This window comes from Pseudoalteromonas sp. 20-92 (genome assembly GCF_030847595.1).
Classification (GTDB): Bacteria; Pseudomonadota; Gammaproteobacteria; order Enterobacterales; family Alteromonadaceae; genus Pseudoalteromonas; species Pseudoalteromonas fuliginea.
Genome location: NZ_JANJGQ010000005.1, coordinates 12,493 through 34,463, shown reverse-complemented (window position 1 = coordinate 34,463; position 21,971 = coordinate 12,493). Strand labels below are relative to the sequence as shown.

Sequence of the window (21,971 nt, the reverse complement as noted above, 5' to 3'; positions counted from 1 at the left end):
GTGCTTAGCCTACTCATCAACTTAACAGTAGGCTATTTAGCTTCTTTAACATCCATTAACTTAGACTGCGCTAAAACAGCTTCCTGATATTCAAGATCTATTTTTTTTGTACAAATCCCCATATCTTGTGCCTCTTTTCGCCGATTAGCTAGACGTTTAATTCTTTTTTCCAACTTGCTATCAGCTCTCATATGTCCAGGGCTTTGAATATCAAATAAAGCAAAAAACCAATCGCCTGCATAAACAAGTGGTGTAATTACCAAAGGAGTACATATTGTTAATACTTCCAAATAGGCAGAACCGGAAAAGCAATGTTGGATGATTGCTAATACCCCAGTATTAGCACCCGCTATAAGTGAACCTAAGAGTTTCTTATTATCTTTCATATGAACTCCCAGTATTCAATAGCTTTTTAACTATCTCTTCATCATCATCAAGATCTATTTTAACGATACGAGTGTTACCACTTTCATCAGTTATTTCTATCTTCAAATATTTAGGAGGAAAAAGTTTAGCTGTTACCCATCTACCCATGTTGTAAAACACATACCCGCAGTAAGGTAGACATAATAAAATGCCTACCATCGCGATTAATTGTATATATGTTTCAGTTTCACTCATTATCTTTTATGATCTTCGCTTCTGGTCTAGTTCTATGACGTAAAATACGTTTTATTTCTTTGCTATAAATTGGGCTATTACCTGTTCTGTGCTTTTTAGTCGTCTTAATAATAGCGCTGAATAAATCATCTTTTACAAAGTTTTGTTCATTACCTTTAATTCTAGCTAAAAATCCTTCATCTGACATTTTAGCTGTTACCACATCACCATCAGGCAATCGTACTTGCCACCCACTCGAACCTTCAAAGTTAATTTTTACAAATCGAATATCTTTAGTTTCTTCGGTTTCAGTAATTTCATCTACTACAGTTTTAGCCGGCGTTTTGAAATTTTGAACATCATCGCTCTCATAAGTCAATTCATTACCATCTTGATCGGTAATCTTAAATTTAGCGTCTGTAGTGCCTTCCAAAGGTGCTTTAATAACTGTATCTAAGTCTTTGCGAAGCTCTCTATTTAATACTAATTTAGCGACATCATCGTCTAATTCCAATGATTCATCATCACTAAAATGTAGTTTTGTTTTCCCTGATTCGGTCTTTTCTGTCAGCTTAATTGTACGTGATTTAATCTGGGCAATTGCACCTAGTACTGTCATTGAACTAATTGTTGCACCACCTGCAAAACCTAAAAGAGTTAATGGGTTTATGCCAGCTGCATTAAGATACGTTACAAATTCAACAACAAACGACCCTTCAGAATGAGCTTTTACATCCAGCTCTAAGTCTGATTCTTCACCATTCAATGATTTGTCGGCATTTTTAAGCGCTTTTGATGTACTGATAATTGCGGCGCCAAGTTTTTCAGCGTCAATGGTATGATCTTTGGTTTCTGACGTATCGTAAGATATTTCAAACACGTACTTTGTTTTATTATTATTCTTATCCAAAATTGCGCCTCAAGGTGATAAACAGACGCGGCATTATAGAGTAAAAATAACTAAATACTACACGTCCGTATGTAATAACTTTTGAACAATATATAATTATTAATGCTGCAATACAAGCAATCACTCTATACGTTATGTGCAAATTAAGCACAAGGTTTATGTAGCCTAATACTTCTGGTAATCACACATTCTAAGCAATACCTTTTTCAAACAACCTAGGAAATATTAACCTTAACGTCATTAAGCTTCATACACATCAAACCAACAATACGATGTACTTTGCTTATTTGACTAGTATTTCAACTAAAAAATTTTTACTATGATTAATAGTTACATAAAAACTCTCATGGATATAAATGAACACCTTTAATAATTTACTAAAAATACACCAAGACTCAGAAGAGATAGATTTTGATGTAATTTGGAAAGAGGGCACATTTGTATTCGACTCAAATGTACTTCTAGATTTGTACAGACTGCCTGAGTCTGCAAGTGCAGACTTAATAAAGGTACTTAACTCAAAAAATTTTAATCCACGAGTTTGGATTGGTTTTCAAGTGATATTGGAGTTTCTTAATAATAGACACTCTACAATAGGTGATCAAAAAGGAAGGTTTAATGAAGTTAAAAAGTTAGTTGGTGATGCTCTAGTGAAGTTTGATGAAGCTATAGCCGATTTAAAAACCTCACTTAAAAAACTCAAACTTAACGAGAGGCACTCAGTTATAGAACCAGATAAATTTATAACTGATGAAAATATCACTAAAAGTAAGACTTTTTTACAAGAATTTATAAATGAACTTAACGACTTAGAAATAAAACATCCCGATGTACATCAAAAAGATAAATTCAAAGATGTTGTTCTCAATATTTTTGAAGGAAAAATAGGTGAAGCTTTTACTAAAGATGAGCTTAATGATATTTATAAAACAGCCGAGGACCGTTATCAAAAAAAAATCCCACCAGGATACCTAGATTTTAAAAAAGATGGTTCTTACTTCGTTGGCGAACTAGAATTCATTAGAAAGTACGGTGACTTGTTGCTATGGAAAGAAATAATAAAAAAAGCTGAATCTGATGGTATTGAACATCTGGTCTTAGTTACCGGGGATGTGAAGGAAGATTGGTGGCTAAAAAAACGAGGTAAAAACTTAAACGCCAGACTAGAACTACTAAATGAGATCTACTCTAGTTTACCGAATCTAAAGTCTTTTTATTTATACGACACATCAAGTTTTTTGAAAAATGCAAAGTCGCAGCTAAATTTAGATATTAGTGAAGAAACTATAGAGCAAGCTAATGAATTAGTAAGTGAAAATAGTATATTAAAAAGAGACTCTAAACATTCAGTAAACCTATACAAAGTAATAGACTCTACTAAAGACTTCTTTGACACCTTAAAAACATCTATACATCCTGCTATTAAGACAATTCCTCATATGAATTCAGATGAAAATATTATTTGTGCAGCTTTCGCTGAAATTTTCCAAAACGTTGAAGAGCATAGTTCAGACAGAAAATTGACCATAATGCCTTCAGAAGACCTACTTTATATTAATATTAATTTTACTAATAATGTAGATAAAGGTGCAGAAGAATATTTTACAAAAAACAGATTAGATGAAAAGGTTGAAATAGCTATGGAAGGCTGCACACACTATCGAGGTTTTGGTTTACCGAAAGTAAGAAGTAGCCTTTTAAAGTATGGAATACGCACAAACTATCAATTTGAAAACAATGAATTTTCATTACAGCTAAGATTCCCAAAAGCGATTTGCTACCAACAGTAAAATCCCTTTAAACAGATGCCAATATGAACATCTATTTATATTGGCTTCACTGACATTTTGAAAACTCAGCACACGGTCTATGTAGCCTAATACTCCTTGTTACCACTCCTTCCAAGCAGAAGCCATCTTCCGGTGATACATAAACAGGTGCATATTCATCTGATGCAGACATCAGCAAACGCTTTTCTTTATGTATTATTTTACAAACAAAGCTACCATTGTAAGTAGCAACTACTACGTCACCTGTACTTACATTTACTGCACGATCGACAATTAACAATTGTCGCCATCGAATACCCCTCCCCCCTGCATAGACTGCCCTGATGCAACCCCCATAAAAGTAGCATCTGGATGCTTGATAAGTAACTGGTCTAAAGACAACTCTAGCTCCTTATATTTCGTTGCAGCCGATTCAAAACCAGTAATACCTGCCTCAATATAAATAAGAATAACGAACAGACACACACCAAAATAAAATGTTGTGTATTTATACAGTGCAAATCTAGTTGGCGACTTTGGAAAGATAAAGTGTCTTGCTAAGGAAAGTGAGGGTTTTGGTTAAGATTTTCTAATGGGCTGTTTATATTGATATTTATTGATAACTTAAATACTCAATTTGTAACAAGTATCCTAACCGCTTGATTTTATTTAATTTTGAAAATAATAAAAATTTCAAAATTAACTGTATATAAATCCAGTAACTTTAGTTTATAGTATATAAATTACAACAACTTAACCAATTATAGCGCCACATCATGGGGTGGCAGGGGTCGAGAGTTCGAATCTCTCCATACCGACCATTTAATTCTCCCTATATCAATAAGTTAAACTTCTCTTCAAAATATAGCCAAAACTCATCTGTTTTGATTCTACAATTTATCTGTATCATTATCTTATTTATCTAAGCGCACTTAATAAAACAGAGTTTAGCTGGCAAGTTTTGTAGTTTTTGAGGTGGGTTGTACTTAATTGTTATTAACTTGAAGTGGGCTTTGTAGAATCTATATGAAGGCAATTTATTAAAGTACTAGTGCTTGCGCCCTACACCATTTCGTACCATGTCTTGCCCTGTTTGGAATACGTCTTCTGTAATCATGCGTGCTAAAAGTAGCTTTTGATTATCGTCAAACACAGCAACAAAACGGCTGCCATCTTTGTTATTAGTAGCCATGCCAACACCGGCAACACCTTTAAGTCCAAGACCACCGTTTTCTACATTTAATAAAAAGCTTTCTAATTCGGCTAGACTAGAAATTACATCATTTTCTTTATTCATTTTAATACTCTTTTAGTAAGGCTTTTAAATCATTATGGTGGCTATTTTATAGAGAAGAGCCAAAAACTTAAACCCTTGGCTCAGGTTAGTCACTAAATCGACTTTATAGCTAATTCTAAATTGCTTAGCGCACAACCAAACTCTTTTGCATTGATGCGATGATACTGTGTGTCACTCGTTGCTGTGAGGCTAATTATAAACTCGTCTTGTTGGGCTACCGCACTTTGCTCTTGGCTTAGGCACATAGCTTGAGTTAGTGAGCGCAGTTTTGAATTTGTTAAAATTGCACCAAAACGCTGCACAGGCAGTGGAGGTATTTTTATAGCAGGTAACGCTTGGCTTATAGTGCGACCACTTAGAGTAAACGTGTTATTGGTAATATCAATTACACTGCCTGTAGGCCAGTAGGAGTAGCTATAACTTTTACTATTTGGTTGGGCTTTACCTTGGTTAGCTAAATGCACTACACCACTTTTGCCTATTACGGTTATTAAACTACCTTCTGGTGATTTAATAACAACCAAAGCCGTATTTTCATCAATACCAAAACCATGTTGAATCTCTGTTTTAGTATTTTTGACTTCGTTTTTATTTAACGCTGCTGCAAGCCTAAATGTACGGTTTTGTTCGCTAAATTGAGTATCTAGTACACCAAGGTTAAAACTGCCCAGTCCACCAGCATTAGCGTTAGTTTCACTTTTACGAAGTGCCTCAAGGCTTGTCGTATTTGTAAGCATGCCCGTCACTTTACTTTGGATTGCAGCACCGGCTCCTTCACCTACAATTACTGGGCGAGTTTGCAATGCTTGCGTCCACGGGTATGGGTTATTGTTTTGATCAAATAATATCTTGTGTGTTAAAGCCGCATCACCATCATTAAACATAACGCCGGTACTGCTTTTAATAAGTGAAACAAGTGCATTAGTGCCACTTTTACATAAAGCGTATTCGGCCTTTGTGCGCTCGGGATAAATTGCTTCACGGTTATACACATTCATTAATGTATTTCTGAGCGCTGGTAATTTATCGCACGAGTTACTCGTAATCGCTTTAGCAAGCGCGGGCGTTAGTGCTAACCATTGAGTGCTTATATTTGATTGCTCTAAAAGATTCTGTGCTACATCTGCCGACTCATAAGGGTCGCGGCTCGATGCCGTAATAGCAAGCATTGTAGGTTTTGCGTTATTAACTTTTAAACTGCCCGACACAAATTGTAAAATATTATTAGTCGCGCTCTCGTTATTGAGTTCAGTGTTTACTTGTTCTTTTAAACGCTCGCCATCATTATCTAATTGATGCGTTTCTAACATATCAAACAAAAAATCGAACTCTTGATCTGTCAAACGACTTAGCTCTTCGTTATTTATATCACGCCATAGCCAAAGCAATTCAGCTTTAGTCATTGGTGAAGTACTTTTAGGATGTAATGCGGTCAACGAGTTAAACGTTTCCAACTTAGTTACGCTGTTATTATTGGGCCAGCGTGAGTTAATTTGATTAATTTTAGCGCTTGTGATTGTAAATAAACGATGCTTTTTACCTAGAATTTTCGTGTTATTTTTACAACTTTTTAAATTCGAACTAGAGCATACCGAAAATGTGCTACCGGCTAAAACCAACGTTTGGCTTTGCTCTTTACAAGCTAAGTTTGTTGAAAGTACAACCATTAAAAATATGGCAAAAGATTGTGTTAATTGCAGTTTTTGGCAAAACAAAAATACGTATTTCATAATATAAACTCTAAGGCCTGCTGACCTTTCAGGATTAAAATTTGTTCTATCTAGGGGCGGTTTAATCGCAGTACGATATTTTTAGCCTCGTAGGAGTAAGTACTTAACCTGAACTCTGGATAATAAATCTATCTCGAGCAGCTATTTTCAGCGCTAACTGCGTTGAATTTGCTAAAAGTCTCTGGCTAGAGAAAATAAATTAAAATATCAAAAGCATTCAATACGTTAGTAAATCACTTAACCAGATTTTAGGTTAATTTATATAGTAATGGTTAGTAAATTGAGCCGTTCAGTTAAATCTAAAACATTAACTCAATAAAGTAGTCGCCAATTACTACCGGAATTAAAAGACTTGTTTTTCATTATTTTTAGCAGCTATAAATTTTGTTCCGTGTTTATTTATATGAGCCTCATAATTTTTAACCGTAATAGGTTGTGCAAAATAAAAACCTTGGAACTCTTTACAACCCATTTCCGCCATAATAGCAACTTGTTCTTGCGTTTCAACACCTTCGGCAACACATTTTATATCTAATTCTTCGCACATAACGAGTATCGCTTTTACTAAACTCTTTTGACGTGAAGAATGAGTAATTTGACTGATAAGAGAACGGTCGAGTTTGAGCTTATTTATAGGATAATGGGCAAGACGAGCAATATTTGAGTATCCGACCCCAAAATCGTCAACTGATATTATAAAACCCCACGATTGCAATGTTTGCATTAGCTTTAATGAATGGCCTTGATTTGCTTCAAGTGAGGTCTCAGTAAGCTCTAACTCTATTTGCTGCGGCTTTACGTTAAAATCAGCTAAAGATTTTACTAGTTTTGAAATAAAGTCAGGCTGGCTGAAATCAATTAAAGATATATTTATTGCTATAGGCACACTTGGCATATCTACTGTAGACCACTGAGCAATTTGAGCACACACTTTTTGAATAATCAAATCAGTTAACCTACTGATCATTCTGTACTCTTCTGCAATAGGTATAAATACAACTGGTGATACGTTGCCAAGTATTGAACTATGCCACCTCGTGAGTGCTTCGAGCCCTATGCACTCTCCTTTAGCATTCACTTTTGGTTGGTAGTACACCGATAAATCACCTTGTTGAAGCGCTTCATCGAGCAACATTGATATTTCGTATTTTTCTATAAATGCTTGTGATTGTTCTTCACTATAGCTGCAAATAGGAGAATTACTGTTTGCTAATTTAAGTGCTTCGCAGGCATTTGTTAACACTTCAGCACTACTTTTCCCATGATTTGGGTAGCGCGCAAAACCAAATAAAAAAGTTTGCTGACACTTATTTCCAAGTACATTATATGTTTCGTCTAACGTGTTTTTTATATTTACCAAAAGTTTATCTTTTAGTTCGTTTGCCGAATGTGTTCCAACAATAAAAGCCAGTTTCCCCACTCCTACATGCGCACACAACAAAGGGCCTTCTGGCATCTTTTTTAAACGCTTAAATGCACTAATTAGCAAAGCTTGTGAATCAATTTTAGTAAACTTTAAATTTAAATACTCACTATTAGCCGTTTGTGTAACAACAATATAAAAGCCTTTGTGATATTTAATGGTTAATCTGTTGCACTGTGTTTCAAACCATCCTCTATTTGGTAGCTTTGTTTGTGGATCTCTAAAGCGTAAGCGCTTGTTTTCTTGCTCCATTATAGTTAAGTTTTGTTTGATTAACTGTTCTTGAGTACAATCATAAAAATCATAAACACGATAATTAGCACTCATTACGTGCTGGTAGTTAGTCCGAAAAAAACTGTTTTTGTGTTTAACAATTTGATCTTGAGCATCAAGCTCATCAACATCAAGCGAAGGTAATAAATTGAATAGTTTAACGCCATGTTCTTTTAAATGTTTTTTAATATCAAACATATCAATAGCATGTTGATTAAAATCTGTAATCACAAAATTTTCATCTACAATAATCTTCGCTTTGTTTGATTCAGTAAAAAGAGCCCTGTAAAGATCGTTTTTATCTTTGAGGTAAGTATTAGCGCTCTTCATACTTTTATTTAAGCGTTTTGCCGCAACAATAGTGCGAGCAAAAGCAAGTGGAATACAAACATTTAAAGATAAAAATATAAGGCTTGTAATATACAGCTTTTCATCAGAAAGTTTAGTTGAGACACCAGATAAAGAAGATAGATTTATGTCGTTAACTATAATATAAAAAGGAATTATATTTAACACAGCATAAAAAATGGCCGTTCTGCACCCTATTAACATTAGTGCGATTAAAGGGCACGAAAACATATATATCGAGCCAATTTTTGCCAGCTCTAAATCGGTCACGAATAAGTTAATACACAGACTTGCTGCAACTATAGAGAGCAGCAGTGCATGCGCACAAAATATATAATACCTTTTGCTTGCTGCTAATAATAAGGTCGTTATAAAAAAGAAACTAACGCTTAGTCCGACAAAGTATAAAATATTAAATTCGGCAGCTTGTTTAGATTTATGAAGCGATATAGCTAGGCATAATAAAATACCGGTTGCAAAAATAATACGTAAAGCACTCACACGCCAATTAGGTATTTGCCCTGTTGGTAAATGATGGTCTTCAAGCAAAAAAAATCGACTGAAAAAGTGCATGGTAATCAATAATGAGACTCAGGTAGCGTCAATTAAACATTGATACTAAATAAAAGCAATAAAATACGACTAATTACAATCTAAGTACTACTTTAAGATTAATTTAAATAGGCTATTCATGTAACAGTTAGCTTTCGAGTGTTTTTACAGCTGTCTTCTGTGAGCTCAAAGCCACTGCATCCTAAAAATTCACCATGCTTAGATTTGCGTTTCCGCATTTCACGCCCACATTTTTCACAAATTGGATGCTGTGTTTTACATTCTATATTTACACATTGTGAATACGTGCTTTTATCAACCGATGGGCTACTACAACTTTTACACACTCGTAGTTTAGTTTCGCAAATTTGCGTGTTAGTACAGCTATAATAATTACCATACTGACCCGTTTTTGGCACAATTAATCCGTCGCTGCATGTATTACACTCTCTTTGCTTTAGTTGCGACTTGTTAAACAACGTTGAAGCGATTTGAATAGGATAATCGTCATTTACTAGTTCTTTTACAAACGCTGAGCATGCATAAGGGTCTGCAATTAAGTACGCTTTATGTTTAGCACGTGTAATGCCTACATAAAGCAAACGCCTTTCCTCTGAGTGAGTGAATTCATCTTGCTCTGGTAATAACGACTCCACCAGCACGTTATTTTGATTATCGCTAGGAAAGCCTAATTTACCTTGTTCAAAACCAATAATAATACAGTAATCGGCTTCAAGCCCTTTAGCACTATGTAATGTCCAAAAATAAAGAGAGTTTGTATGCTTTTTATCTTTTAAATGCTGCTGTACGCTATTTAACATGTATCGGTATCGACTAAGTATGGCAATGCTCGCTGATGCATCGTTTTTTTGAATCCTGCTTATGCTCTGCTGCACTTTTATTTCTATCGATTTAGTACCTTGGTATAAATCGTCTAATAAAATAACGTGTGGTGTAGTTACTTGTGTATGTGTGCTGATCAGCTTTTTATATTGCTCAGGGTTTTGCATTACAAAACGCCCTGCTACATCGCTAATACTGTTGTTATATCTAAATGTTTTTTGCAACATAGTAAGTGAGTGGCCACCCACCAGCTCATTAAAACGCGTTGTAAACGCTAAATTACCACCCGAAAAACGATAAATTGCCTGCCAATCATCACCTACGGCAGTAAAACGTACACTTTTGCCCTTGTTAATAAGTGTGTTTAAAAAGGCCATACGCGCACCTGATATATCTTGAAACTCATCAACTAAAATATGGCTCCAAGGCACACTAAATTCACCTTTTTTTACAGCCTTTGTTGCATGAATAATCATATCGTCAAAATCAATGGCGTTTTGCGTATGTAGCTCTTGCATATAAGCATTATGTATAGCTATAAGCATTGCGGCATAACGTTGATGGTTTTTGAGTCCACTTTGTTTTATACGTTGTTTTATTTGCGTATTAGTGAGCTGCTCAGCTCTTATGGCTTGCAAGCACTTTAAGTATTTTTCAACCCCTTGTTGTAACAGCCCTGAGTTATTTAACGTGCTAAATACTTCATCGTCATATAAAGGTACAAGCGCCACACTATGTTGCTTTAAAAGTTTACTTAAGCGCTGCTCTAACTTGCCTTCGAACCAATTGTAGTGAAAAGTCTCAAGTAAAATAGTGTTATTATTTTTATGCAGTTTTCGCTTAAAAGCTATTTGCTCGTGATAGCGTTTTTTATTTATATCGGCGCGTGTATTACCTTGCCTATCAATATCAAAGTGCTCTAGATAAATATTGTATTTTGATAAGTGAAAATCGGGATTATATTGCACATTTACGGTTGTTTTTTCACCTAATAAACTCTGCTTTTTTTTATAGCTTGGCTCGTACTTGTGATCAACCGAATGTAAATATAACCAATTTGAAATAAGTAGCTCTTGATAGCTTTTAACTTTATGCCCTGCAAGGCTTCTATATTCGTTATCTCTTACATAGCGCTCATACTCAGCACTGCTTTTAAAACTAAAAATATCGACTGGTTCGTGAAGTAAATCAACAACGTTTTTCAAAAATGTAGAGTCGGTCTGCATTTGCTTATAAAGCCATGCGGTTAACCATGTTTTTTGCTGTATTTCATCGGTTGCAAATGTAGAAAGCTTCGTTGATTTTTTCGCGTCTTGTAATAGCTTTAATCCTAGTGCATGAAACGTTAAAATGGCAGGTGGTTTAATACTTAAATTGGCGTGTGCTGCACGTTTAATAAAGCGCTCTTTTAATTCCTGTGCAGCCGTTTTATTGTAAGCAAGTACCAATACCTGCTCTGGCAGTGCTATTCCACGTGCGATTAAATCAAGCGATTTGGCAACCATAACTGAGGTTTTTCCTGTGCCGGCTGCTGCAAGTACTAGATTTTTATCGTTATCGCGTATAACCGCTAAACGCTGCTCTGTAGTGAGCGGGTTAGACTCAACATTATTATAAAAGTTATCTCTTAGGGTAAGCTGCTTTTGTTCATATTTATGGCGTAATTGCGCTACAGCGTCTGCTGTTTTTGGTGTACTACTTAAAATACTTAAAAATTTTACGCTAATAGGCGATAAATGCTGTTGCCACACGGTTTGATTATGTGCGTAATTTTTACTTAAAGAAAAAACAGCTTTATTTAAGATTTCAATGGAACTGTCGCGTAAAAATTCATCAAGGGCATAACGCTTTAAAAGTGTTTTCGCATTGTTCACTTTTTGTTCTAACGTATTTGAAAAATATTTATTTAACGCTTTATTAAGCACATCTGCTTCGGCTTTTTTTAAAAAACTAACGCATGTGTTATTAGGATCACATAAATAAATTTTTGCGCTAAACAAGCTATTTTGCAGCACAGAAAAGTTACTGAAATCACTTAATAAAAATTGCTGTTTAGTCATATCTCTAAAGTGGACAACAAGCACGTCTTGCTCAATACTTACCCACTTAATACGGGTAAAAAAACGACCTAACCAACTTGGTGTGGCAACATACTGCACCATAATACTCAATACAAAAGCAGACTATAAACTAATTGTAACATACTCTTTTATAATAAATTTACTCACAATACTGGCCGTTATTTTACTAAAAATAAAACAACACTGCCTACTAAGATCTTTTATTTAAAATTTACTTTACAGTTGTTAACAATTTTAAACATCTAAAAGTACTTTCTTGTGTAACAATACGCTCACAAATAAAGGAGCTAACATGTTTAAAAAAAGCTTTCCCCTCGTGGGCATCATATTAATGCTGTGTGCTTGCACATCAGAAACAGCATCAGATCTAATTAAAACGAAAGGTATTTGGGCGGGTTTTGAGCTTTTGTCTGACGGAAGTCGTACTCGTATTAATGCAGAGCTAAATGCAGGTGATATGAATGGGTCTAACATCGTATTAAGCGATAGCGACACATTACAAGTAATCGTGCGAGGCACAGCTGTTGAACTTAGTAAAGATACAGATTTTTTAGATGTAGATTACCAAGCCTACATCAACATAACTGATGATAACGAGCCGTTTGATATATTGTTTAACCGTGATGATGAAATAAGCACACGCTCAACTGTTGAACTTCCTCATAACTTTATTATTTTAACACCAAGTAGTGAGCAAAACTTTAGCATAACAAACACAATAACAGTACAACTTGATGGTATGGATACCAATAGCGCCAGCACAATTGAGTTAAGCAGTCGTTGCACCACAAATAATAACTCTACATTAATACAATCTACGTCTTCATCTATTACATCGTCAAGTTATTCATTTAATCTAAATAATTTGATAATGTTTAATGATACGCAAATAGATAAAAGTAAGGCATGCAATTTAACTATTTTGGTTGAGCGGGTTCGCTCTGGTGCTATTTCAGGGGAGTTTGCTAGTCAAAGTTATATTCAAGCTAAACAACAGCGCACAATAAATAATATGACTTTAACGTTTTAATTTGCACGCCAATTTACTCAGCGTTAAGCTACGCCTTTATTAAGTAATTTTACCAATTGTAATTGCCTACTTTTTTATATGGGCTAATAACAATTGATATAAAGGTTTATTATGACTAACAGCACATACCCTATTGGCACACCTGGAAAAAAATGGAATAACAACGATAAAGCCCAGTGGTTAGCACGCCAAAACATTAAACGCAGTTACCAAAATGAAGTAGTAACGCTAATTAATGATCTTAAAAGCACCTTAGATATAGAGCAATACGGCGAGCTTAATTACGCCGCTGGCACTTACCCATTATATATATTAAAAACGCCTAACTTTAATGCTAATAAACCAACAGTTTTAATCACCGGAGGTGTGCATGGCTACGAAACCAGTGGCGTACATGGTGCACTTAGGTTTGCTAAAACATCGGCTATGCAACACTCAAAGCAGTTTAATATTATTGTTGCGCCCTGCATTAGCCCTTGGGGATATGAGACTATAAACCGCTGGAACCCTGATGCTATTGATCCTAACCGCTCATTTTACGAAGGCAGCCCAGCACAAGAGTCAGCAGCTATTATGACGTATGTAAAATCACTCGATATAGACTTAGTTGCTCATATTGATTTACACGAAACAACCGACAGCGATAACAGTGAATTTAGACCCGCACTTGCTGCCCGTGAAGGCACTACAAACACTAATTGGAACATACCTGATGGGTTTTATTTAGTGGCCGATACCAATAAGCCTGAGCCTGAATTTCAAAAAGTAATTATCGAAGATGTGGAAAAGGTCACGCACATTGCCCCGAGCGATGAAAACAACCAGCTAATAGGCGTCCCTCAAGAGCAATTTGGCGTTATTAACTATGCGGCACGTGAGTTAGGTTTGTGTATGGGCTTTACTGACGCGCCCTATGTAACCACAACCGAAGTGTACCCAGATAGCCCAACAGCCACAGATGAAGAATGTATATTAGCTCAAGTGGCCGTTATAACAAGCGCACTCAAATATATAAATGCAAACACATAATAAAAACTACAGATAAAATGCCCAAGAGGAATATCTACTTGGGCATGTTGTTTATGAAATTTTATCAATCTTAGTTTTTATAAAACTGGCTATCTTTAGTTATGGTTATACTGGCGTCTTCTTGCGCTGTTACTACAAATTGTAACTTGCTAACTTTACGCTCAATATCGTAACCATCTGCAGTTACAGTAACGGGGACTCTTTTCATCACACCTGGCTGTATAAGTGTAGAACTTGGACTTGAGAGTGTTGCTTCTGGCAAGCCCTCTATGGCAATGGTGTAATGCAGTGCTTGCTGCGTTTTATTAATAATAGTAAGTGTATAAGGGTTTTCTACCAGGCCCTCGTAGTTCACTCTATAAAGCGCATTCCTATCTCGTAGTACTGAGGCTTCTATTGGTGTGCGTTGTAGCATCCATGCAAACATAGAAATTATTAACAAAGCCGTTAATGCGCCGTATCCTATTAGTTTCAATCTAAATGGATTGGTTTTTTTACCCTCCATTTGTTTTTCACTCGCGTATTTAATTAAGCCTTTTTGATAACCAAATTTCTCCATGGTATCGTCGCAAGCATCAATACATAAGCCACAGTTTATACATTCATATTGTAAGCCATTTCGAATGTCTATTCCTGCAGGGCATACCTCTACACATAAGTTACAGTCTACACAGTCACCTAGGTTAAGCTCTTTTGGATCGGCTTTGCGTTTACGTGGTCCTCGGCTTTCACCGCGCTTGCTATCATAGGTAACAAGCAACGTATCTTTATCAAACATAACAGCCTGAAAACGAGAATATGGGCAAGCAATTGTGCACATTTTTTCGCGTAAAAACCCTGCATTACCGTAGGTGCAAAAAGCGAATAAAAACACCCAAAAGCTCGTAATACCTGACCATTCAAACGTAAGCATTTCCATATACAAACTTTTTGCCGGAATAAAATACGCCATAAATGAGGTGGCGGTTAAAATCGAAATAACAATCCACGCACTGTGCTTCGTTATTTTTTTGCGCCAAGTGCTCAGCGTCCACTGCGATTTATCTAATTTAATACGTTGATTTCGCGTGCCTTCAATGCGTTGCTCCACCCACGAAAACATGAGCATCCATATTGTTTGTGGGCAGGTGTAACCACACCAGACTCGACCAAGCCAATTAGTTACAAAAAATAACGCAAAAGCGCCCACCATAAACAGTAAGGCTAAAATCATAAAATCTTGAGGAAGCAGTGTTAAACCAAAAATAGTAAAGGTTTGCGTTGCCACATCAAGCAGCACAGCTTGTTGTCCGTTATATTGGATCCACGGTATTACAATAAAAGTTAGCATTAACAGCCAACCTAAGTTACGGCGTATACGCTGAAAAAACCCTTTTTGCTCGCGGATATAAATTGGCCCTTCGGTGTTATAGGGCTTAATGATCATGTCTTCTTCTTTAATATCAAACTTCATAGTACTTGCTTCATAATGACGGGTATTAAGCAAGTATTTGCAACTTTCAGACCAAGCTGAAATTTAATTAATGCATTGATATTAAAGAGATTATTTAAATAAATAAAAACTTAATTCGCGACATAAAACGAATAACGCGATATATCACGAATATTTAGTGATCCCTAACTTTCGCATTTTTGAACGTAGCGTACTCTCTGGTAAGCCCAGTTTAACAGCCGCCCCTTTATCACCCGATATTTGCCAGTGCGAGAGCGCTAGTACAGTTGTTATATGCTGCTTTTGGGCTTCATCTAACGTAAGCAAAGGATTAATAACGACTTCACCACCCGCTTGCAAAGGCTGACTTAGCTGAAGTACCGCTTGATTAGATAAAATAGCTTCGCGTTCAAGTACATTTTGCAGCTCTCTAATATTGCCAGGCCAATCGTAAGCTTGCAGCTGCGTAATTACTTTTTTACTTAGCCCTTTTAAGTTTTTCCCGAGCCGCTTATTTAGCTGCGCAATTAAATTAGCGCATAAATAAGGAATATCTTCTTTTCGATCTTTAAGGGCGGGTACTTTTATAGGAAATACATTAAGCCGATAATACAAATCAATTCTAAACGTGCCTTTTTGTACCATTTCCCACAGGTCGCGATTAGTCGCTGCAATCACTCTAATATTTACTTTTAGCGTATTGCTGCCACCCACACGTTCAAACTCTTGTTCTTGCAGAACTCTTAGTAGTTTACTTTGCGCCTCAAGTGGAAGCTCTGCTATTTCATCTAAAAACAAGGTGCCTTTATCAGCAAGTTCAAAACGCCCTTTACGGCGTTCATTTGCACCTGTAAACGCGCCTTTTTCATGGCCAAACAATTCCGATTCTAGCAAACTTGGGGTAAATGCGGCGCAATTTACTTTTATAAAAGCTTGTTCGCTACGTTTGCTTAGCCTATACAAATTACGAGCTACTAACTCTTTACCCGTGCCATTTTCGCCAAGTATAAGCACTGTGCTGTCGGTTTCACTCACCAGTTTTATTTGATCTAACATGGTTTGAAATATATGACTTTGTCCAACTAGCCCTGAGTCTTGCCAATCTTCGTTAAGTTCTGCAATTAAGTAGTTGTTTTCATCTTTTAGCTGCTCACTTAAATGCTTTACTTGCTCAAGTGCCTCTTGCAGTGCATTTTGTGTTTGCTGTTGCAGTGATATGTCGCGAAATACCGCTACAGCACCAATTAACTCATCATTTTGATAAACCGGTGTTGAGGTGTATTGAACTGCAAATGAGCTACCGTCTTTACGCCAAAAAACTTCATTTTTAACTTCACGACGTTTTCCGTCAAACATGGTGCAGTAAATTTGGCATTCATCAGCGGGATAAGGTGTGCCATCAGCATGAGTATGGTGATGATATTGATGTATTTTTTTACCTAATAGTTCCTCAGCGCACCAACCTGTCATGCGCTCAGCGGCAGGATTAACAAACACCGCATTACCCGACAGGTCAAAACCGTATATACCCTCACCGACTGCGTTTAGCAATAATTTAGGATCGTTTAAAAATTGTTTTATCATAAATACACCTCGCGAAATATCGCGAGTATTATGGCAGTTTTATACGCTAAGTGCACTCATTACTTAAAGCGCACTTACGCGTAAATTAAAAAGTTATAAATAGTGCTTAAATAACGTTTTTACATCTATTTTTGCACCTAGCCTTGCGGCTATTAAATAAAGTCCTGCAAGTTTTCGGTGAATAAATAGCGCATCAACGGGCGGTGTATGCCATTGCTGAGATTGCGCACTGAGGGCAAGCCCTGCATTTTTAATATTGAGCGCGAGTTCGCTATTTTTAAAATCAAATTCGCCATTGGCTCTTAGCGGTTCGCACGCCATTAAAAATAAATCAATGACGTTGTTTTTATACTCATCAACCAAGTCATTTTGAAAATAACCGATTTTTGAAGCCGCTTTAAGTACACCTTCTCGGTTGTTTTCGCTACCCGCTTTAAACAATGCTAAGTAACCTTCACTAACCTCGGGTGATATTTCTCGCGTTGCACCAAAATCAAATAAAACAATTTTTTGGGTATTAAGCTGGTAATGAAAGTTGGCAAAGTTAGGGTCGGTTTGAATCAATTTAAATTCAAACATTTCTTTGAAAAACAAATCAATCAGTTGCTCTGCAACAAAGCTTTTTTGACTATCAGGTAGCTCTGTAATGCTCTCAATAGGCTCTGCCTTTATATATTCCATAGTAAGCACTTGTTGTGTGCTGTGCTCAATATATACATTGGGCACTTTAAAGTGTTCGTTCTCTGCTAGCGCACTTTTATAACGTATTAAATATTGCGCTTCTCGCGTGTAATCAGCCTCTGCTAATAACTGTGCTTTGGCTTCACTAATAAGCGGCTTAATATTAAGATCCTTAGGAAGTAATCGAGAAAGTGTTAATAACGAAATTACGTTATCAACATCGCTCACTACACTTTTTGCAATACCGGGGTATTGGATTTTAACAGCAAGCTGATCGCCATTTTCTTTATAAGCTAAATGAACTTGCCCTATAGAAGCTGCGGCAAAAGGCCTTAGCTCAATATGAGAAAAACGCGCTAGCCACTCATCCCCCCATTGCGTTTTTAGCACTTCTACAAGTTGTTTATGCGGCATTGGATTCGCGTCTGAGCGCAGTAAAGCAAGTAACTGAGCCAATTCAGGACTAAGTAAATCACCGGCATCCATTGAGAGCAATTGCCCGAGCTTCATTGCTGCACCACGTAAATGTGATAACTGCATGGCTAGTTTTTCAATGTTTTTAGGTTGTAGTAGTAAGCTTTTATTATTCCAACCTTTACCGTTTAATGCGCTCTTAGCGCCATCAACTAACATGTTGGTAGCAACACCTGTTGCGAGTGAGCCTAATTTTGCAAAGCGAGAGAGTCGAGAGGTGGGCACTGTACGAGGTGCTGCCATAATATTAAAACCTAATTAGCCTGAGAGTCAGGCTAATTAATACGTATATTTTAACCAGCCAGATCTACTTAAAGGTGAGGTACCAACTTAATAGCACCTTTAACTATTTTCATATCGAGTGGAAGTTTACTGAGTAGCATCATTTTAGGGTCATCCATATTTAATGTGTAAACAGGGTTAACCGCTAAAAAGGCATTTATAACATCCATTGCTTGGCTATCTAGTGCGCCTATGTTGCCTTTAAAACCACCGGCATCAACGCTCGAATCGAGCAACTTAATATTACGTAAAAAGACTGCTTTTTTTTCACTGTCGTAAAACGGGCTCCCTTCAATTTGCAGCTTTAAACGCACTGGATATTTAAGTGCAAAAGCATTGATTTCAGCGCTTGAATCTGCACCCAGCACAACAACATCGCGGTTATCTGGGCCAATATTGACACTTAAGTCGTTTACATCAAACTTAACCGGTAAACCCATCAAGCTTATTTTTTCACTTAACTTTGGTAATTGCTTACCCAGTACAGCCTCAACCTCAGCGTTGGTGAATGAATACACTGAAATGCCTTGCGTAGTATTACAGGCAGTTAATAATAGCGCTGCGATAATAACTAAAATTCTCATGAGAACCCTTTTGTTTATGAATTAGTGATACATAAAAAAGCCGCTATTAAAGCGGCTTAGTAAAATAGTAACCAGCACATATTATGCTGGTTTTATTAAGCTGCAAGTGTCGCTTTAAGTCGCGTTAGTGTGTCAGGTTCAACTGAACCGTCACTGAGCGCTAATAACTGTTTTAAATAATAGTTTAAATCAGCATGATCGCCACGATGTTTGTCATCTAGCATGGCTACTTGCTCTGCCATTCTAAGTGACTTATCGGTTGAACTTACGTTCGCTAGTATTTCCATGCGCGTAATAAGCTGCTCGGTATTTAATGCTGTTTTAAGCGGTGCTTGATACTGACTTGGTAATGCTTCATTGTTCTCAAGTGCAGTAATTAATGCATCTAAATTAGCTTGCTCTGATTTACTTGTTAGCAATGCAAGTTTATCGTCAATAGCGGCTAGTAGCTTAGTAACCTTTGGCGCTAACGATCTAAATTGCGTGTACCCTTTCACTTTTGTTTCAAGGTCGTGCAACTGCGCTCTTTGATTAACATCACTCAATGCTGCTTCAAGCTCAGCAAGTTCTGCAACTGCTTGCTTATCTGACTCGTTTTGCTCAAGTTTTTGCTGCTCGAACTCACTGCTACGCTTGGTAAATGTTTCATCGTTAAACTGACGAAACTTTTGCCATAACGCATTTTCAGCTTTCAAACCTGCAAAACCGATAGCTTGCCATTGTTGTTGCATTTGCTTCAACTCTTGGCATGCAGCCGCTAAATCATCACTTTGTGACAATTGCTGCGCTTTTTCTACTAGTTCGTTTTTAAGTGTGGCATTAGTTTTATGAAATGCATTTAACAAAGCCAGTACTTGTTGTTGCTCATTTTTATAACGATCGTTTAGTGTACGGTATGTTTTAGGGTCAACTTTACCCACACTGCGCCACGCTTTATTTAAACGATTGTATTGGCTTTCATATTGCTTCCAATCAAAGTCATCCTCAGCAGTTGGCTGTAAATGGAGCGCATGCATGTCGTTAATAATACTTTCACGTTGTGCTTTTGATGCTTCTCGTTGTACTTCTTGCTCTGCGAAGTAACTACGGCAAGGCGCAAATAACAGCTCGATTTGTTCATCAAACTGCACGCCTTGTTGCTTTTCTTCATCTGTATCTAAACGACCTAACTCATTCCAACGTTTACGTAGCGTTTTTACTTGCTCTGCGCGTTGTTGTGGGTCGGTGCATTCTTCGCTTACTAATGCACTTACTTCTTCTAATAAGGCTTCACGCTTTGGTGCTGCTGCGTATTTTTGCCAATCTTTAGCATCTGCAAGTTGCGCTTCAAGTTCCGCTTTTATGTTTACAAGCGGCTGTTGATATTGCTCAGTAAGTGTATTAAATAACTCTTCAAAGCCTTTAAACACACCAAAAGCAACATTAAAACGACCTTCTTCAATTAGGCGTTTAACATCACGCGCTTTGCGCTTTGCTTGGCTTTGGTTTTTTTCAAGTGGCTTAACTAGCTCATTCATTGGTGCTAAAAATTGCTTTTTATGCGCATTTAACTGTGTTTTAAAGGTACTTTGTAGTGCGCCATCTAAAATATTTAAATGATTACGCGCTGCTTTAAAGCCATTATTAAATTCAGTTAAAGTTGCATCGTATTGTGCTAAATCTTCTGCTGGCGTAATTTCGCATAGCGCTGCAAAAGCGAGTTTGTACTCTTTAATAGCCGTTGTTAACTCAGGTAACTTAGCAACTTGAGTAAATAATTTTTCTAACTTGCTTACAGCGAGTTTTGATTGTGCGTTATTAGCAAGTTCTGTTTCGCTAATAGCTTGCTTAGCTTGCGCTACTTTTGCATCAAGCCAATCTTGTTGAATTTGCTCTGGCGTTTCAAGACCAAGCTGTAGGGCATTTTCAATTTCTTCACCCAAAGCTTCAAGTGTTGCAAGTGCTAATAATTGACGCTGTTGTTGCGCTAATTGCTGCTGCTCTTTGTCATGTACCGCTTTTAGCTGTTCAATGTGTGCATCTAACTTAGTGGTGATAGAAGTATATTTTTCGTCAAGCAGCTTAACGCGCTCATCACTTAACCATTTAAGCTCAAGTGCTTGCCACTGAGCGATTAAATCGCTCGCTTGTGGATTAACAATACCAAAATCTGTTTTTTCACGTAAAGCATTTAACTTAGCTAAAATAACACGTGTTGCATTTTCAACTTCAAGTGGCATTTCAATTGCTAAACGTTCATTTTCAATATGCGTTTCAAGTGCTGCTTTTGCACCACCCTTTGCATGCTTTACTAATGATTTAATTAATTGATGAGTAATAACAAGTTCAACTAATTGAGTTTGTAGCTCTTCGCTACCTTCTTTAAATGCTTTTTCTACTAGTTTTGGATTTGCTAAACGTTTCAGTAATTTAACGCGTACTTGCAGCTCTTTTTCTGCAAACGCTAACTTTTCAAGTGTTTTAACGGGTGCAAAACGCTCTATGTATTCGTTTTTAATTTTTGCTGTTAGCGTACTTTCGCTATTTAAAACAGCATTAGATATTTGTAGCTCGGCTATATCTTTTAATGCTTGATCTTGTTTATACGCTTTCCACCAAAGTGGTAAGTCGTTCACTTTTTGGAGCGCTTTACGGCGTATTTCAGCGGAGCTATCTTCAAGTGCTAGCGTGTTTAATATGGTTGCATCACGTTCAATGTCTAATTTTTCGATAGCATCAAGACGTACTTGTTGCTTAGGGTGTTTCCATTTTGGTGTAAAAAGGTGCTTAAAGATCATGTTCACTAAACCTAGCTATTTCGTTGTCTGATTTAAATTCTTTTTGTAGTTGAGCTTTTGTCTTTTGGATCATCTCACCATTAGCACCAATCGTAAATTGCTCGTTTGATTGAGCCACTTTTGCTTGATACAACATAACCAACTGCACTGTTTGTTGCTTTTGCTCATCTGATAAAACGGTACCGTCTGGCCATTTACCAGTAGAGGCACCGTATTGTAAGCGTTCGAATAATTCGGGAGTAATATTTTGTACAAGATTGTCGATGTTCATG

The 21,971-nt window shown here is 36.8% G+C and carries 16 protein-coding genes and 1 pseudogene; 3 read left to right on the top strand and 14 right to left on the bottom strand.

Annotated features, from left to right (window positions below):
• Window positions 1–32: 32 nt before the first annotated feature.
• From NRL14_RS06750 to NRL14_RS06740, 3 genes are read right to left on the bottom strand one after another with little or no spacing between them, the layout of a single operon-like run.
• Window positions 33–386, bottom strand: coding sequence for a hypothetical protein (locus NRL14_RS06750; protein WP_306724290.1), 354 nt, complete (start codon window positions 384–386; stop codon window positions 33–35).
• Window positions 376–621: a hypothetical protein gene (locus tag NRL14_RS06745; RefSeq protein WP_306724289.1), complete on the bottom strand. Its 246-nt coding sequence runs from the start codon at window positions 619–621 to the stop codon at window positions 376–378. Before NRL14_RS06745 ends, NRL14_RS06750 begins: the two co-directional genes overlap by 11 nt.
• Window positions 614–1,510 carry a hypothetical protein gene (locus NRL14_RS06740; protein ID WP_306724288.1) on the bottom strand — a complete coding sequence of 299 codons (897 nt, stop codon included), beginning with the start codon at window positions 1,508–1,510 and terminating at the stop codon, window positions 614–616. The genes NRL14_RS06745 and NRL14_RS06740 overlap by 8 nt, the downstream gene beginning before the upstream one ends.
• A 356-nt stretch (window positions 1,511–1,866) precedes the next feature.
• On the opposite strand from NRL14_RS06740, the gene NRL14_RS06735 reads away from it, so the two are divergent.
• Window positions 1,867–3,300, top strand: a complete 1,434-nt coding sequence (locus NRL14_RS06735; RefSeq protein WP_306724287.1) for a PIN-like domain-containing protein — start codon at window positions 1,867–1,869, stop codon at window positions 3,298–3,300.
• Window positions 3,301–3,346: 46 nt separating this feature from the next.
• On the opposite strand, the pseudogene NRL14_RS06730 reads toward NRL14_RS06735, so the two are convergent.
• From NRL14_RS06730 to NRL14_RS06710, 5 genes and pseudogenes are all read right to left on the bottom strand, one after another.
• Window positions 3,347–3,759, bottom strand: a pseudogene (locus NRL14_RS06730) (LexA family protein).
• 568 nt (window positions 3,760–4,327) lie between these two features.
• Window positions 4,328–4,576 carry a hypothetical protein gene (locus NRL14_RS06725; RefSeq protein WP_306724286.1) on the bottom strand — a complete coding sequence of 83 codons (249 nt, stop codon included), beginning with the start codon at window positions 4,574–4,576 and terminating at the stop codon, window positions 4,328–4,330.
• Window positions 4,577–4,668: 92 nt separating this feature from the next.
• On the bottom strand, window positions 4,669–6,306 hold the full coding sequence (locus NRL14_RS06720) for a cyanophycinase (RefSeq protein ID WP_306724285.1): 1,638 nt from the start codon (window positions 6,304–6,306) through the stop codon (window positions 4,669–4,671).
• Between the two features lie 343 nt (window positions 6,307–6,649).
• The gene (locus NRL14_RS06715) at window positions 6,650–8,923 is read right to left on the bottom strand and encodes a bifunctional diguanylate cyclase/phosphodiesterase (protein ID WP_081824580.1); all 2,274 of its coding nucleotides are present in this window, start codon (window positions 8,921–8,923) and stop codon (window positions 6,650–6,652) included.
• A 116-nt stretch (window positions 8,924–9,039) separates the two neighbouring features.
• The gene (locus tag NRL14_RS06710) at window positions 9,040–11,907 is read right to left on the bottom strand and encodes a UvrD-helicase domain-containing protein (protein WP_306724284.1); all 2,868 of its coding nucleotides are present in this window, start codon (window positions 11,905–11,907) and stop codon (window positions 9,040–9,042) included.
• Between the two features lie 211 nt (window positions 11,908–12,118).
• On the opposite strand from NRL14_RS06710, the gene NRL14_RS06705 reads away from it, so the two are divergent.
• Window positions 12,119–12,856 carry a hypothetical protein gene (locus tag NRL14_RS06705; RefSeq protein ID WP_306724283.1) on the top strand — a complete coding sequence of 246 codons (738 nt, stop codon included), beginning with the start codon at window positions 12,119–12,121 and terminating at the stop codon, window positions 12,854–12,856.
• Window positions 12,857–12,967: 111 nt separating this feature from the next.
• The gene (locus NRL14_RS06700) at window positions 12,968–13,885 is read left to right on the top strand and encodes a M14 family metallocarboxypeptidase (protein WP_008136255.1); all 918 of its coding nucleotides are present in this window, start codon (window positions 12,968–12,970) and stop codon (window positions 13,883–13,885) included.
• Between the two features lie 70 nt (window positions 13,886–13,955).
• On the opposite strand, the gene ccoG is transcribed toward NRL14_RS06700, so the two are convergent.
• The 6 genes from ccoG to NRL14_RS06670 form a co-directional block, all read right to left on the bottom strand.
• Complete coding sequence (ccoG, locus tag NRL14_RS06695; RefSeq protein ID WP_306724282.1) at window positions 13,956–15,338, bottom strand: cytochrome c oxidase accessory protein CcoG; 1,383 nt, start codon at window positions 15,336–15,338, stop codon at window positions 13,956–13,958.
• A gap of 144 nt (window positions 15,339–15,482) precedes the next feature.
• The gene (locus tag NRL14_RS06690; RefSeq protein ID WP_306724281.1) at window positions 15,483–16,901 is read right to left on the bottom strand and encodes a sigma-54-dependent Fis family transcriptional regulator; all 1,419 of its coding nucleotides are present in this window, start codon (window positions 16,899–16,901) and stop codon (window positions 15,483–15,485) included.
• Between the two features lie 93 nt (window positions 16,902–16,994).
• A complete protein-coding gene (locus NRL14_RS06685; RefSeq protein WP_306724280.1) occupies window positions 16,995–18,299 on the bottom strand; it encodes an AarF/ABC1/UbiB kinase family protein in 1,305 nt (434 codons plus the stop codon).
• 68 nt (window positions 18,300–18,367) lie between these two features.
• Window positions 18,368–18,922: a DUF1439 domain-containing protein gene (locus NRL14_RS06680; RefSeq protein WP_193154488.1), complete on the bottom strand. Its 555-nt coding sequence runs from the start codon at window positions 18,920–18,922 to the stop codon at window positions 18,368–18,370.
• A 95-nt stretch (window positions 18,923–19,017) separates the two neighbouring features.
• Window positions 19,018–21,699, bottom strand: coding sequence for a DUF349 domain-containing protein (locus tag NRL14_RS06675; protein ID WP_306724279.1), 2,682 nt, complete (start codon window positions 21,697–21,699; stop codon window positions 19,018–19,020).
• Window positions 21,689–21,970, bottom strand: coding sequence for a YeaC family protein (locus NRL14_RS06670; protein WP_007378333.1), 282 nt, complete (start codon window positions 21,968–21,970; stop codon window positions 21,689–21,691). The genes NRL14_RS06675 and NRL14_RS06670 overlap by 11 nt, the downstream gene beginning before the upstream one ends.
• Window position 21,971 lies beyond the last annotated feature (1 nt).

Coding starts and splice junctions, on each gene's coding strand:
- NRL14_RS06725 (WP_306724286.1), bottom strand. CDS start 4,576: ATGAATAAAGAAAATGATGTAATTTCTAGTCTAGCCGAATTAGAAAGC.
- NRL14_RS06705 (WP_306724283.1), top strand. CDS start 12,119: ATGTTTAAAAAAAGCTTTCCCCTCGTGGGCATCATATTAATGCTGTGT.
- NRL14_RS06680 (WP_193154488.1), bottom strand. CDS start 18,922: ATGAGAATTTTAGTTATTATCGCAGCGCTATTATTAACTGCCTGTAAT.
- NRL14_RS06735 (WP_306724287.1), top strand. CDS start 1,867: ATGAACACCTTTAATAATTTACTAAAAATACACCAAGACTCAGAAGAG.
- NRL14_RS06720 (WP_306724285.1), bottom strand. CDS start 6,306: ATGAAATACGTATTTTTGTTTTGCCAAAAACTGCAATTAACACAATCT.
- NRL14_RS06750 (WP_306724290.1), bottom strand. CDS start 386: ATGAAAGATAATAAGAAACTCTTAGGTTCACTTATAGCGGGTGCTAAT.
- NRL14_RS06745 (WP_306724289.1), bottom strand. CDS start 621: ATGAGTGAAACTGAAACATATATACAATTAATCGCGATGGTAGGCATT.
- ccoG (WP_306724282.1), bottom strand. CDS start 15,338: ATGAAGTTTGATATTAAAGAAGAAGACATGATCATTAAGCCCTATAAC.
- NRL14_RS06700 (WP_008136255.1), top strand. CDS start 12,968: ATGACTAACAGCACATACCCTATTGGCACACCTGGAAAAAAATGGAAT.
- NRL14_RS06710 (WP_306724284.1), bottom strand. CDS start 11,907: ATGGTGCAGTATGTTGCCACACCAAGTTGGTTAGGTCGTTTTTTTACC.
- NRL14_RS06670 (WP_007378333.1), bottom strand. CDS start 21,970: ATGAACATCGACAATCTTGTACAAAATATTACTCCCGAATTATTCGAA.
- NRL14_RS06690 (WP_306724281.1), bottom strand. CDS start 16,901: ATGATAAAACAATTTTTAAACGATCCTAAATTATTGCTAAACGCAGTC.
- NRL14_RS06675 (WP_306724279.1), bottom strand. CDS start 21,699: ATGATCTTTAAGCACCTTTTTACACCAAAATGGAAACACCCTAAGCAA.
- NRL14_RS06685 (WP_306724280.1), bottom strand. CDS start 18,299: ATGGCAGCACCTCGTACAGTGCCCACCTCTCGACTCTCTCGCTTTGCA.
- NRL14_RS06715 (WP_081824580.1), bottom strand. CDS start 8,923: ATGCACTTTTTCAGTCGATTTTTTTTGCTTGAAGACCATCATTTACCA.